This window comes from Agrilactobacillus yilanensis, from assembly GCF_003946725.1.
GTDB lineage: Bacteria > Bacillota > Bacilli > Lactobacillales > Lactobacillaceae > Agrilactobacillus > Agrilactobacillus yilanensis.
This window is the reverse complement of record NZ_RHOY01000001.1, coordinates 233789-246898: the sequence shown is the minus strand read 5'-3', so window position 1 is coordinate 246898 and position 13110 is coordinate 233789. Positions and strand designations below refer to the sequence as shown.

Below are 13110 nucleotides of genomic sequence, written 5' to 3'. Positions count from 1 at the left end.
AGAAACTAAGTCAAAAATAGCTTTTGACTTAGTCTCAACTGGGGTGAAAAAGAAATTATATACAGCTATCGCAAGATTCGTTAACGATTCGACCATCTTCGACTTGAATCGTGGTATGATTTAACTTGAAGTTCTCGGTTAAATCGTGATCTAACTGCTTGATGAAGGCATTATTGTCCGCCATTGTATCGCGGCAGATATGCACCGTCAATGCGTTTTCAGTCGTACTAAGCGCCCAGACATGCAAGTCATGGCTGCTCGTTACAGTTGGCTGTGCATTGATGAAAGTCTGCACTTCATCTAAATCAACACTGTCTGGAACGGCGTCTAAAGAAAGTTTCACAGAATCTCTCAACAGACCCCAAGTTCCGATTAAAATGACAACGGCGATGACCAAACTAAATGCAGGATCTAACCAGAGCCAGCCGGTGAATTTCATAATAATAGCGGCTAAAACAACCCCGATGGAAACACCGGTATCAGCGGCCATATGCAAGAAAGCACCTTTGACGTTTAAATCTTCTTTTTGATCCTTCATGAATAAGAAAGCGGTAAAACCATTGATCAAAATCCCAATTGTGGCCACAATAATCATGCTGTTTTCGGCAACGGGCTGTGGATTTTGCAACCGTTGAATGGCCTCAACAACAATGATAGCAATGGCTGCGAGTAAGAATACGGCGTTGAATAATGCGGCTAAAATAGATGACCGCTTATATCCGTAAGACATAGTACTCGTCCGCAATTTACGGCTTAGGACAATGGCGATCCAAGAAACCAATAGGCCTAAGACGTCACTTAAGTTATGGCCGGCATCGGCCACAAGTGAAACCGCATTCGCCGCAAATCCGAAACCGCCTTCAACGAGAACAAAAGCAAGGTTTAGAAAAATACCGATTTTAAATGCGTTATTAATTTTTACAGAATGACTATGATTATGTGGTGCATGGGTGTGTGGTTCGTGACTATGTTCCATTATATGCCTCCTCTTACATATGAATGTTTGCTCATATGTATATACTGATGATACCATGTAACTAAATTAAAAACAATAAGGAGCGTTAAAAATGACAGAATTATTTTGTGCTGCCCACCAAAGTTGGACTGATGACGGCATTAAACCGATAGAATGGTTAACTTCTGATGGTCTAAAAGCCTTTGATTGTAAGATTGATTCCGGCGAACCTGTAACTTATGTACAATACGATCAAACCTTTTTAACGCAGTTGCGTTCAGAGCCTCAATGGCAATGGGATGTGGCGTTGAATCAATATTTTTTGCAGGATGATCGTATTTTTGATTTCTGGCATAAAAATAAAATCCGCAACCACAGCTTACGGCATGTCCAACACGTGCTGCATTTTTGTGCCATTATGAATAGTATTGAACAATTAGATGAAAAAGATGCCTTGATTTTATTATTAACCGCCTGTTTCCACGATATTGGGCGGGTGAATGCGGACGTTGCACCGGATCATGGCGCACAAAGCGTGGCCCGGTTGTATGACCATTACCATTTAAGTGAAGCCGTACCGATCGAAACATTCACAGAAGCGTTTACGTTACAATCAATGGTGCTCTTGAATTCACAAAGTAACTATCCAATGCCGGAACTACGGGCCAATGATGTTCGGGTGATGCTGGATTTGATGCGGTATCACAGCTTGGAAGATACCCAAGCTGAAACCGATTTCAAAGAACGCTACAACGATCGGGCAGCCCAGCGCCGGTTACGGCTTTTGCACTTGTTTAAAGACTGTGATGCCCTAGATCGTTTACGCTTTAAAGGTAATTTGGATGTGCATTATTTACGGACCACAGCGGCCCGGCGTATGTTGCGGATTAGTGCCGGCTTTAACGGCTTAATCTAGCTTAAAAATGGCCCGGTCATTTAACGGCTGGATATCGCGATTATTTTTGGCAAAAAATTGTTGAAACTGGGTTAATTGCTGGGGACTAACGGTCTGCAGCTGTTGCGCCAAGTACCATTCAATGCCTTCAATAATTGGCGGCGTAGTTAAAGAGCCCATATAATGATAATAAGCAGTGTTTGTCAACCAATCCGTAACCGTGATCGCAGTGGTTTGACTTTGCGCCTGGGGAGGAACTTGGGTTAAAATTTGCTGCAGCACCGGATTTGGGGCACCCAATTGAAATAAAACACCAACAACTGCTTTTTGGCCGTTTTTAAACTGATGGACAAAATGGGCTTCTAAGGCAGCGGCTTGGTCGTCAAAGTGATGCTCACTGGGATAATGGAAATGCAATTCCTGCCATTGGCCTGGGCGCTGTTGTAAAGTCGCTTGCCCGTGGCCGCTGAGGGACAGTTTAAAACCAAGATTTTGAATTTTGGTTAACTGATAAGTGGTAAACGTCGGCCGAGTAGCAATCAGCTGACGGTGATGTGTTGTAATGTTGATGGGGGATTGCTGTTGACCGCTGATATGCGACCAATTTTGTTGGGCGTCATAACGATACATTTTTTGAACTCCTTATTTTTTTTTAGGTGAGCAAAAAACTTTTAGTCACCTAGAGTTTAGTCCTTTCGTAATCATAATGAAAGGGTTTTTAACAAAAAAGATGATAATTAAGACACTTTTTACAGTGTTTTTAATTATCATCTTTTTTGGGAAAACTTGCGAACAATTTGATTTCTATTTTTTATAATTCGTGGTATAGCTAATTTAAAAATAAAAATAACAGCTATTTTTTGTGCTAAAGAGGCTACTTAATTAATGAAGCCAAGACAAAAATTAATTTTAGAAATCAGTTATTTGTTTATTGTTGTGGGGCCGGCATTGTTTGTGTTTATTGGCGATCGGCTAAAGTTTGTGGGTATTGTGGCTTTGATTTATGTCAGTTGTTTAGGGTGGTATATTTTTATAAAGTCAAATTAAAAAAGGCCAGTCCAGAATAAAAATTCTGAACGGCCTTTTTAAGTCAAAACTGAAATTATTTAGTTTCAGTAAAGATGACGTGTTTACGTAGTTTTGGAGAATACTTACGTAAAGATAAACGATCTGGTGTGTTACGTTTGTTTTTAGAAGTTAAATATAAACGTTCGCCGGATTCTTTATGTTCTAAGATGATGTTATTACGCACTTTAAATTCGCTCCTTTATTATATTCGTTACCCTTAAAAATCTACATGATTTTTGGAAAAAGTCAATACGCCTATTATACACATTTTTTAGGTTTAACGCAAAAAACGAATTAAAATAAATTATTTACTTAAATTGTTCTTTGATTATAGTGCGAAGTTGGTATTTGAGGGCTGATTTGATTTGCGTTGCACTTAAAAACGGATATTAATTTTAAAATAGCGAGTCATAATTTAGAGATGACACCCTTTGTGCATCTAAGGTACACTGTTACTGTACATTTTAGTTTAAAAAGGGGGCATAGTATGTTTCAAGCAGTGGTGAATGAACACGTAAAATTACGCAAGCTTAGTATCCGAGATGCCCAGCCGCTTTATGCGCTGATTCAAAAGAATCGAGCAGCGCTGCCAGAATATGGGCACATGCTGCCAGAAGATATGACGGATTTTGTTAGAGATCGGCTGGCCAAAGAAATTATTGGTCAGGCTTATAATACGGTGATTTTGGTGGATGATGAAGTGGTGGGCAGCTTAGATTTGCATAACATTGACACCAAAAACCGACGGGGTGAGTTTGGCTACTGGTTAGACCGTGACTATCAACATCAAGGAATTATGACGGCTTGTGTGTCAGTGCTGGTAAAGATTTTATTTGAAGAATTACATTTAAATCGACTGGAAATCAGACTTGCGGCCACAAATAATCCCAGCCGCCAAGTTGCTGAACGACTGGGATTTCAATTAGAAGGTATTTTACGGGCCTTTTTAGTGGTTGACGGCCAGTATGAAGACATTGCCATTTATAGTTTTTTGAAGTCGGATTTAACTTAGCGCCGTTGTTGGGGCAGTTAATCTTGCTTCATGGCGCTGGATAATCAGGGCCATAATCGCTTTAGCAATATTTTGATTTTTCAAAATCGGGCCATGGGCATAACTGCCGATGGTATTTTTGTAGTGTAAGCCTTCAACGCCGGCTTCCGGGTGGTTGCCATAGCCTTGAATCACTTTGCCCAAAGGCTTTAATTTTGGATCGTCAAAAAAGGTCTGTCCGCTGTGGTTTTCAAAGGCTTTGGCCGTTCCAAAGGCGGTTTCAAATTCGGTATCGCCAATCATCCGTTTGTCCGGTTTAAAAATGGTGTGCAGTGGCAAAATATCTAAGCCTTCAATGGTCACGCCACTGGATGTTTTGTAATACGTACCTAGAAATTGGTAGCCACCACAAATAGCTAACATGGGATGGCCTGCTTCAATGTAGGCTTGAATGGTTGCTTTATGCCGTAATAAATCTTTAGCAACTACCGTTTGTTCGAAGTCTTGGCCGCCGCCAAAAAACAGAAAGTCAAAATCATCAGCATCAAAGGTGTCTTCCAGACTGACGTTGACGACATTAACCTGATAGCCTTCTTTTTCTAAGAAGTAGCGCAAAATTTTGACATCGCCGCTATCGCCATAAGTATTCATTAAGTCTTCATATAGGTAAGCAATTTGAATGGGTTCTTTTTTCAAGTCCACGTCCGTGAGACCTCCTGCAGTTATAAAAAGTATTCCTCTATTTTAGCATGTTTTAGTTTTAGAGGTGGAATAAACTTTCAATTAAGCGTTCCGTTAAGAGTGGCGTTTGCTGGGTAATCCACTGGGCTAATTGGGAATTTGTCACTAGGTTATGCAGATTATCAAATGGCAGTAAGGTGAAGGTCCACAAAATAATGAAGATACCAATGTAGGCGAATAGTAGTGCTAATAAGCCGCCAGCCAGGGCATTTGTTTGTTTAATCACGGGGAGCCAAGTGATGGTTCTGGACGCTTTGGCTAAAGAAAAGATCAAAATATTACCCACAATTATAATCAAATAAAAGCTGATGATATTGTTAATATGATTCACCGTATAATTGTTGTTAAAGGTTGTGATGAAACGGCCAATACTTTGGCTTAGGGTGTCATTATAGCGCCAAGCAATGAAGAAAACGGCTAGGCCGCCCAGTGAAATAATTAGCTGTTTGGTAAAGCCTTGGTGCCAGCCGCGACCAAAAGCGGCGATTAAAAAAATTATAATTAAAAATGACAGCATCTCATGCCATTCCTTTCTAGCGAGTTTGCTGTCATTATTGTATCAAGTTATATATGAGAATACATCAATCTTAGGGCGTAGTCTGAGCTGGGGCTTTATTTGATTTCAGCCACCCAAGCTTTAGCGGCGTCCAAAACGCTTTTAGTTAACGCAGCCCAGTCATCAAACTTGGCCAGTTCAATGACGCTTTCGTCATCACTGTCGTTAAAGGTACTTTTATTATTGATGATAATATTATATTCGTCAAAGTGGAAACGGTCGTTAAAGTGTCTGACTTGTAAAGTGAAAAAAGCCGCTTCATAGGTCGCCGTATTGTCCGGTTCTTGATAGAGTACTTGCAGCTGTCTGTCCGCATTTTTGAATTCGAATTGTTTTAAGGCATCCCAAATTTCAAGATAGTGTTGATGGAGTTCGTCAACTTGGGCGTCGGTTAAATCCTCATCATAGACAATTTCTTTTCCAGTGAGTTTCATAATAGGGCTTCCTTTGTAATTATAATTTACCTATATGATAGGTTTGAAATTGGAATTGGTCAAGAATTTACTGCAAATGTGAGTTGCAACCGACAATGAGATAGTTTAAAGTAATTTAATGTATGCACAAAAACAACTTATGAAACTAAAATTGGAGGCCGAAAGCACGTTATGTCCCCGGAAATATTTCAAAAAACACTTTTAGATAATTATCAGATTCGTTTAACCGTTACGCAGCTGGCACAGTTTGAAGCTTATTTCAAATTACTGGTCGCCCGTAACGAACAGGTCAATCTCACGTCCATCACCGATGAAGCTGGGGTTTATTTGAAGCATTTTTATGACTCCATCACGCCTTATCTTTATTTTCCAGAGGTATTTAATGCCAATACGCAAGCGACGATTTGTGATGTGGGGGCCGGTGCCGGTTTCCCATCAATTCCGTTAAAAATTTTATGTCCCGGGTTAAATGTCACGATTATTGATTCTTTAAATAAACGGATCAGTTTTTTAGATGAATTAACCAAGCTTTTAGAATTGCGGGATGTGGATTTGGTCCACGGCCGAGCGGAAGATTTTGCAAAGCCAAAGCAACCGATGCGTGGGGCGTTTGATATCGTATTAAGCCGGGCTGTGGCGCAATTACCAGTCCTTGCGGAATTCTGCCTGCCTTATACGAAGTTAGATGGCTATTTCTTAGCTTTGAAGGGCCAAAAGGGGCCACAAGAATTAGAAAACAGCCGTTATGCGATCGCTACACTAGGCGGTAAAGTTGTGGCAGAGAAGGCATTCAGCTTACCTGACACAACGGAACAACGGGATTTAATTTTGATTCAAAAGAAAAAAGAAACACCAAAAGTTTATCCAAGAAAAGCTGGGACACCAGTCAAGAAACCATTGATTAAATAAGTTAGGAGGTGGCTTATGGCACTGTCTTCATTTTTTAATAAGAAGAAAAAAACGCAAGAAACTGCGGATAATGTAACCAATCAAGTTCGAGAAATTGCGGTTGCCGCAATTATTCCGAATCGTTATCAACCAAGAAAAGTTTTTAAAGCAGACAGTATCAATGAGTTGGCGGAAACGATTGCCGCCCATGGCTTATTACAACCGATTGTGGTTCGAGAATACGCCGCAGGCCAATATGAGATTATTGCCGGCGAGCGCCGTTTTCGGGCGGTGAAAAAGTTGGCTTGGTCACAAGTACCCGCAATTATTGATAATTTAGATGATAATGAAACGGCGGCGATGGCGTTGATTGAAAATTTACAGCGGGAAGCGTTATCTCCCATTGAAGAAGCCCAGGCTTATCAAAGTTTACTGTCCCAAGATACAATGACGCAAACCCAGCTGGCCCAAGCAGTGGGTAAAAGTCAGTCGTTTATTGCCAATAAATTACGCTTGTTAAAGCTACCGGATACGATTCAAGAGGCGATTATTAACGGCGAAATTTCTGAACGTCACGGCCGGGCATTGTTACGGGTAAATGAGATTGATCAACAGATTATTTTGCACAAAATTTTGAGTGAGCACTTAACGGTTAAAGATACCGAACAGGCAATTTATACATTACAAAATCCAGAGCCAAAAAGTGACACAGCGCCAATGGCTGTTGAAAAACCTGAAGCCACTGGGGCTAAATCGAAAAAATCAAAGACCGTGCAACCGCCAAAATCGGCTAAGCGTAAAATTAGCGGCCGGTCTAAAGACCCCAAATTGGCGATTAACACGTTGCGGCAGTCTTTGGCGATGATTCAAGAAGCTGGGGTTGATTTGAAAATTGAGGAAAACGATGCCAAAGATGTTTACAGTTTGACGGTTAAAATTGATAAATAAAGGGGATGCGCAGATGGCTCAGGACCCAAAAGAAGCCGTTGTACAGCTGCCCATCCAGGAACTACGGCCGAATCCTTATCAACCGCGGCATGTTTTTGAACCAGAGGCGTTACAAGAGCTGAGTGCGTCTATTCAGGCCAGTGGGGTTTTTCAACCGATTATTGTGCGGCAGAGCATTCAAGGTTATGAAATTATTGCAGGTGAACGTCGGGTTCGGGCCAGTGAATTGGCGGGCAAGACGACGGTACCGGCAATCATTCGGCCGTTAGATGAGGCGGCGATGATGGAAGTGGCGGTTTTAGAAAACTTGCAGCGGGAAAATTTGAATCCGATTGAAGAGGCTCAGGCGTATGAAACGTTGATCCAGCGATTGAATTTGACGCAGGCGCAAGTGTCACAGCGGTTAGGTAAAAGTCGGCCTTATATTGCCAATTATTTGCGGTTGCTGACGCTTCCGGTGCCGGTTAAGCAGTTGGTGCAGACGCGGCAGCTGACGATGGGGCAGGCGCGAACTTTATTGGCTTTAAAAGATAAACCAAAGATTACCGCACTGGCTAAAAGGACGGTTAAAGAAGCGTTGACGGTGCGACAGTTGGAAGATTTAGTGGCTGAGGCGAACCAGCAGCCTAAAACTAAGGCGGCCATGCCGGTTAAATCCACGTTTACGCAAACAACTGAAGCGCAGTTGGCTGAAAAATTTGGGACTAAGGTGACGATTACCGGCGAAAAGCAAGGCCACGGTAAATTAGAGATCGACTATACATCCATGACCGACTTAAACCGGATTTTAGAAATACTGGGGTTTTCATTAGATTAATATAGTATTATAACTTATTTTGTTTTATGCTAATTGTAGATATTTTAAGGAGGATGGCAATGTTTGAATTAGGCGATATTGTTTCGATGAAAAAACCGCATGCCTGTGGGACCAATCGTTGGGAAATTCTGCGAATGGGCATGGATATTCGAATCAAATGTCTCGGCTGTGGGCACTTGATTATGATGCCCCGTAAAGAGTTTCAAAAGAAGATAAAAGCAGTCTTAGTTTCAGCAGCTGATGTTCAAGCAGACGAATCAAATTATCAAGATGTTTTGAATCGGCCTCGACCAGATCAATTATTATAATTCTTAATTTTATAAAGAAAGCGAGTTTTTTAAATGGCATTAACAGCAGGCATCGTTGGCTTACCAAATGTGGGCAAATCAACTTTATTTAACGCAATTACAAAAGCAGGGGCCGAAATGGCGAATTATCCCTTTGCGACGATTGATCCTAACGTGGGGATGGTGGAAGTGCCCGATCATCGTTTGGCACGGATTGATGCATTAATTCCAGCCAAAAAGATTATTCCAACAACCTTTGAATTTACAGATATTGCCGGCATTGTTAAAGGTGCTAGTAAAGGGGAAGGCTTAGGCAATAAGTTTTTAGAAAATATTCGTCAAGTAGATGCGATTGTTCATGTCGTTCGAGCTTTTGATGATGATAATATTACCAGTGTTTCCGGTAAAGTAGATCCTTTAGATGATATTGAAACGATTAATTTGGAATTGAGCTTAGCGGATTTAGAGAGTGTCAATAAGCGTTATGCGCGGGTAGAAAAAGTGGCCCGGACCAAAGACAAAGAAGCTATGGCTGAATTTGAAGTGCTGAAAAAAATCAAGCCAGTGTTAGATGAAGGCGGCAATGTCCGCAGTATTGATTTTTCAGAAGACGAGCAAAAAATTGTCAAAGGGCTGTTCTTATTGACGGCTAAACCGGTGATTTATGTAGCTAACATTGCGGAAGAAGATATGGCAGAACCAGAAAAATCTGAATACTATCAAATTATTCAAGATTTTGCGGCCAAAGAAAATGCGGAATCTATTGCAATTTCTGCCCGGACGGAAGAAGAAATTGCGGAATTAGATGATGAAGATAAAAAAGACTTTTTAGAAGCTGAAGGTGTTAGTGAATCTGGGTTAGATCGTTTAATTCGGGCTTCTTATCACTTGTTAGGCTTAGCCACCTTCTTTACAGCCGGGGGCAAGGAAACCCGTGCTTGGACGTTTAAACAAGGGATGAAGGCACCGCAAGTTGCCGGGATTATTCATTCAGATTTTGAACGTGGTTTCATTCGGGCTGAAGTGATGTCTTTTGCTGACTTGGATGCTTTAGGCAGTCAACAGGCCATTAAAGAAGCCGGTAAGTTACGTGTAGAAGGTAAAGATTATCTCGTTCAAGATGGCGATATCATCGAATTTAGATTTAATGTCTAAGACAAATTCAATAAAGTAGGGTGAAAAATTGGATAATAGAGAAAGAAATGCGGCCGCAGCAGAGCATCAAAAACATGCTAAAGCCGTTCAAGAAAAAAAGGAAGTTACCATTCAAAAGGCGTTAGATGGCTCCTTAGATGAACAATTTGCAGCATTAACGAAACGTAATCGGGAATATGTTTTCCGCTTCCGCAAAGCTTTGTCAGACGGCGGTATGCCGGAAGAAAAACAAGTGGCAACTTTAGAAAAAATCTTGCCTGAAATCATTGTGGCTCAACATAAAGGCCAACCGGCAACGCAACTTTACGGTCCGCCGGTAGCTAAGGCAAATAGTATTGTGAATGCGCCAGAACCACCTAAAAAACTTACTTTTTGGGTGAAAGCACTAGATTCGATTCTATTGTTTGCGATTTTCATGTTCGCTTTTGCGGCCCTTTCAATGTATACGGCCAAGAATCGGGATCCGCAGCAGTTAAAGAGTTTTGGACTGCTTTCTTTGATTTTGATTACGACGGTCGCTGGTGGCGGCTTGGCTTTTGTCCAAGAGAAGATTTCTGCGCCTAAAGAACAGCGTTTGGCGATTTGGAAATTAATTTTGTTATTTGTTGGTATTATGGCGGCGATGTTCTTGTTGGTCAGCGTCGGCTTAATTCTGCCAGATGTGATCAATCCGGTATTACCTGCCGTGGTCGATATTGTGGTGGCTGTTGCGCTGTTTGGAATTCGGTTTTATATCCGTCGGCGTTACGGGATCAAGGGCAATATCTTTGGGCCAACGGGGGCACCTCGGAACAAAGCGTAAATTTGGCTTAGCATGTTAGAGACGAATGAGATATTTCTAATAATAGATTTTGTTCGTTGTTTGTATAAAAAATCACATATTTTTTTATGTTATCAAACTAATTATTTGTTTTTTTGTTTAGAGAGAGCCTTGACTGTTCTCTCTTTTTTTTATATATTAATCAACAAACAATTAATGGAGGCTTCTATACAATGTCAAATTGGGACACAAAGTTTCAAAAAGAAGGTTTAACGTTCGATGATGTGTTATTGGTTCCAGCAGAAAGTCATGTTTTGCCGCACGATGTTAATTTATCAGTACAACTCGCGGAAAATATTAAGCTTAATGTCCCAATTTTAAGTGCCAGCATGGATACCGTCACTGAAGCGAAAATGGCAATTGCTATGGCGCGTCAAGGTGGCATGGGTGTCGTTCACAAAAATATGAGTATTGCCCAACAGGCGGATCAAGTGCAACAAGTGAAACGTTCTGAAAGTGGTGTTATTAGCGATCCGTTCTTCTTAACGGCTGAGCGGCCAGTCCGGGATGCGGAAGCTTTGATGGCTAAATACCGTATTAGCGGGGTGCCAATTGTCGATAACCAGGATAATCGGTTGTTGATCGGTATCGTGACGAACCGGGATTTGCGGTTTGTTTCTAATAACGATGAAGTGATCAAGAATGTAATGACGGCGGAACAGTTGGTGACTGCACCAGTGGGGACGTCTTTAGATGAGGCTGAGGTTATTTTGCAGCAGCATCGGATTGAAAAGTTACCTTTAGTAGATGATGCGGGTCGTTTGAGCGGCTTAATTACGATTAAGGATATTGAAAATGTCAAACAATATCCAGATGCAGCTAAAGATAGTCACGGCCGGTTACTGGTTGCGGCGGCTGTTGGGGTAACCAGCGATACTTTTGAACGGGCACAAGCTTTATTAGATGCTGGTGCAGATGCGATTATTATTGATACGGCCCATGGGCATTCTGCTGGAGTTTTACGTAAGATTACGGAAATCAGAGCACAATTTCCAAGTGCCACATTAATTGCCGGCAATGTGGCAACTGCTGAAGGTACAGCGGCGTTGTTTGATGCTGGGGTAGATGTTGTCAAAGTTGGGATCGGCCCAGGTTCAATTTGTACCACAAGAATTGTTGCTGGTGTTGGTGTACCTCAAGTTACGGCCATTTATGATGCGGCTTCTGTAGCCCGTCAGCGGGGCAAGGCCATTATTGCGGACGGCGGGATTAAATATTCCGGCGATATTGTTAAGGCTTTGGCTGCTGGCGGTACGGCTGTCATGCTAGGTAGTATGTTAGCTGGGACGGATGAAGCGCCTGGCGAATTTGAAATTTATCAAGGTCGTCGATTCAAGACTTATCGTGGGATGGGTAGCTTAGCAGCGATGTCCCATGGTTCTTCGGATCGTTACTTCCAAAGTGGCGTGAATGAAGCGGATAAGCTGGTGCCTGAAGGTATTGAGGGCCGGGTCGCGTATAAAGGCAAATTGGCAGATGTGATCTATCAAATGGATGGTGGTTTACGTTCAGGGATGGGTTATGTTGGTGCTAAGACGATTTATGACTTGCAAGACAATGCTCAATTTGTTCGGATTACCGGTGCTGGTTTGAAAGAATCACATCCCCATGATGTTCAAATTACCAAAGAAGCGCCTAACTATAGTAGATAGACTAGCGTGCAAACGCATATGGGTTTAAATTAAATATAAGCGTAGAGGTTGTGTCAAAAATTACTTTTGATGCGGCCTCTATTTTTTGTGGGCTTGCGGTTGGTTTTATTTCGCGCTCTGATTCGTAACGGTTTTGTAATGTTATTTTTCTTCCTACGTAATATTGATGGTGTATTATTATTATGAATTGTAATGAATAAATATTCGTCACAATGCTGTTATTTTTATGATTGCTGTTTTGCTTTAGGCGAGACGGGGTTTGTAGGAGGTGTTTTATGGCTTCAAAGGATGGATTTAAACGTATGCGGCGGGTTGCTTTTAGGTTGGGTGCTTTGGGTTTGGTTTTAAGCGCGGTGTTGTTATTAGGTGCTTGTCATAATAATAATGCGTCATCTAGTCAGGATAGTGCGTCTAAGTCGAGTTCTATTAGTAGTTCCAAAAAGGCGGCACGACTTAAGGCGTCTAAATCTGAGTCTAGGGCCAAGGCAAAATCTAAATCTAAGGCCAAATCTAAATCTAAGTCAAAATCTAAATCTAAGTCAAAATCTGAGTCCCAGAATATGTATAGTTCTGAGCAATCTATGACAACGTCTGCAAAACAGTCTGAGTCAAATGATCAGACGGGTAGTGCGGCGCAGTCTAGTAGCAGTGCGGCGGTTAGTTCGGCTAAGATTACAAGTGGCGATCAAGCGGTTACATATTTAGAACAACAGGTAGGTAGTCAATATCCTAGTACGGCGGATGATGAAAAGATTTATGGTTATATAGATACGTCCACGGTACAAGGGCAAACGGCTTATCAAGTAAATATTGGCCGGGATAATGGTCGGAGTACGATTGCGATCTATTATGTTTTAGCAGATGGGACAATTGTTCAAGGAAAATAATATATTAACTTTTTAG

At 41.5% G+C, this 13110-nt stretch carries 17 protein-coding genes; 11 read left to right on the top strand and 6 right to left on the bottom strand.

Translation table 11 applies throughout. The annotated features are described in order from the left end of the window. Positions 1–55 precede the first annotated feature (55 nt). Positions 56–976 (bottom strand): cation diffusion facilitator family transporter, encoded by a 921-nt coding sequence (locus tag EKM93_RS01180; protein WP_125712211.1) that lies wholly within the window; start codon positions 974–976, stop codon positions 56–58. A gap of 91 nt (positions 977–1067) precedes the next feature. Between EKM93_RS01180 and EKM93_RS01175 the strand changes: the two genes are divergently transcribed. After that, complete coding sequence (locus EKM93_RS01175; RefSeq protein WP_125712209.1) at positions 1068–1871, top strand: hypothetical protein; 804 nt, start codon at positions 1068–1070, stop codon at positions 1869–1871. Here EKM93_RS01175 and EKM93_RS01170 read toward each other — a convergent pair. Then, a complete protein-coding gene (locus tag EKM93_RS01170; RefSeq protein ID WP_125712206.1) occupies positions 1863–2480 on the bottom strand; it encodes a carbonic anhydrase family protein in 618 nt (205 codons plus the stop codon). The genes EKM93_RS01175 and EKM93_RS01170 overlap by 9 nt on opposite strands. A gap of 255 nt (positions 2481–2735) precedes the next feature. Here EKM93_RS01170 and EKM93_RS13465 point away from each other — a divergent pair, with 255 nt between their 5' ends. Then, positions 2736–2897, top strand: a complete 162-nt coding sequence (locus tag EKM93_RS13465; protein ID WP_164506953.1) for a hypothetical protein — start codon at positions 2736–2738, stop codon at positions 2895–2897. A gap of 55 nt (positions 2898–2952) precedes the next feature. Here EKM93_RS13465 and rpmG read toward each other — a convergent pair whose 3' ends face one another. Continuing rightward, positions 2953–3102 carry a 50S ribosomal protein L33 gene (gene rpmG, locus EKM93_RS01165; RefSeq protein ID WP_125712205.1) on the bottom strand — a complete coding sequence of 50 codons (150 nt, stop codon included), beginning with the start codon at positions 3100–3102 and terminating at the stop codon, positions 2953–2955. A gap of 303 nt (positions 3103–3405) precedes the next feature. Here rpmG and EKM93_RS01160 point away from each other — a divergent pair, with 303 nt between their 5' ends. Next, entirely contained in the window at positions 3406–3930 is a 525-nt protein-coding gene (locus tag EKM93_RS01160) for a GNAT family N-acetyltransferase (protein ID WP_164506952.1), read from the top strand. Here the strand turns inward: EKM93_RS01160 and EKM93_RS01155 are convergent. The 3 genes from EKM93_RS01155 to EKM93_RS01145 all read right to left on the bottom strand — a co-directional run bounded on the left by EKM93_RS01155 (position 3922) and on the right by EKM93_RS01145 (position 5640). Then, positions 3922–4605, bottom strand: a complete 684-nt coding sequence (locus EKM93_RS01155; protein WP_125712346.1) for a type 1 glutamine amidotransferase — start codon at positions 4603–4605, stop codon at positions 3922–3924. The genes EKM93_RS01160 and EKM93_RS01155 overlap by 9 nt on opposite strands. Positions 4606–4669: 64 nt before the next feature. Continuing rightward, positions 4670–5167, bottom strand: a complete 498-nt coding sequence (locus EKM93_RS01150; RefSeq protein WP_125712202.1) for a CvpA family protein — start codon at positions 5165–5167, stop codon at positions 4670–4672. 95 nt (positions 5168–5262) lie between these two features. Beyond that, positions 5263–5640: a hypothetical protein gene (locus tag EKM93_RS01145; protein WP_125712200.1), complete on the bottom strand. Its 378-nt coding sequence runs from the start codon at positions 5638–5640 to the stop codon at positions 5263–5265. A gap of 171 nt (positions 5641–5811) precedes the next feature. Between EKM93_RS01145 and rsmG the strand changes: the two genes are divergently transcribed. From rsmG to EKM93_RS01105, 8 genes are all read left to right on the top strand, one after another. Then, positions 5812–6549 carry a 16S rRNA (guanine(527)-N(7))-methyltransferase RsmG gene (rsmG, locus tag EKM93_RS01140; protein WP_125712198.1) on the top strand — a complete coding sequence of 246 codons (738 nt, stop codon included), beginning with the start codon at positions 5812–5814 and terminating at the stop codon, positions 6547–6549. A 15-nt stretch (positions 6550–6564) separates the two neighbouring features. Continuing rightward, positions 6565–7476, top strand: a complete 912-nt coding sequence (gene noc, locus EKM93_RS01135) for a nucleoid occlusion protein (RefSeq protein ID WP_125712196.1) — start codon at positions 6565–6567, stop codon at positions 7474–7476. Then, positions 7466–8293 (top strand): ParB/RepB/Spo0J family partition protein, encoded by an 828-nt coding sequence (locus EKM93_RS01130; protein ID WP_376923115.1) that lies wholly within the window; start codon positions 7466–7468, stop codon positions 8291–8293. Before noc ends, EKM93_RS01130 begins: the two co-directional genes overlap by 11 nt. Before the next feature lie 59 nt (positions 8294–8352). Then, a complete protein-coding gene (locus EKM93_RS01125) occupies positions 8353–8601 on the top strand; it encodes a DUF951 domain-containing protein (protein WP_125712192.1) in 249 nt (82 codons plus the stop codon). A gap of 33 nt (positions 8602–8634) precedes the next feature. Then, positions 8635–9735 carry a redox-regulated ATPase YchF gene (gene ychF, locus EKM93_RS01120; RefSeq protein WP_125712191.1) on the top strand — a complete coding sequence of 367 codons (1101 nt, stop codon included), beginning with the start codon at positions 8635–8637 and terminating at the stop codon, positions 9733–9735. A gap of 28 nt (positions 9736–9763) precedes the next feature. After that, on the top strand, positions 9764–10537 hold the full coding sequence (locus EKM93_RS01115; RefSeq protein ID WP_125712189.1) for a DUF1129 domain-containing protein: 774 nt from the start codon (positions 9764–9766) through the stop codon (positions 10535–10537). A gap of 191 nt (positions 10538–10728) precedes the next feature. Then, positions 10729–12207 carry an IMP dehydrogenase gene (gene guaB / locus EKM93_RS01110; RefSeq protein WP_125712187.1) on the top strand — a complete coding sequence of 493 codons (1479 nt, stop codon included), beginning with the start codon at positions 10729–10731 and terminating at the stop codon, positions 12205–12207. Positions 12208–12482: 275 nt separating this feature from the next. Then, the gene (locus EKM93_RS01105) at positions 12483–13094 is read left to right on the top strand and encodes a hypothetical protein (protein ID WP_125712185.1); all 612 of its coding nucleotides are present in this window, start codon (positions 12483–12485) and stop codon (positions 13092–13094) included. Positions 13095–13110 lie beyond the last annotated feature (16 nt).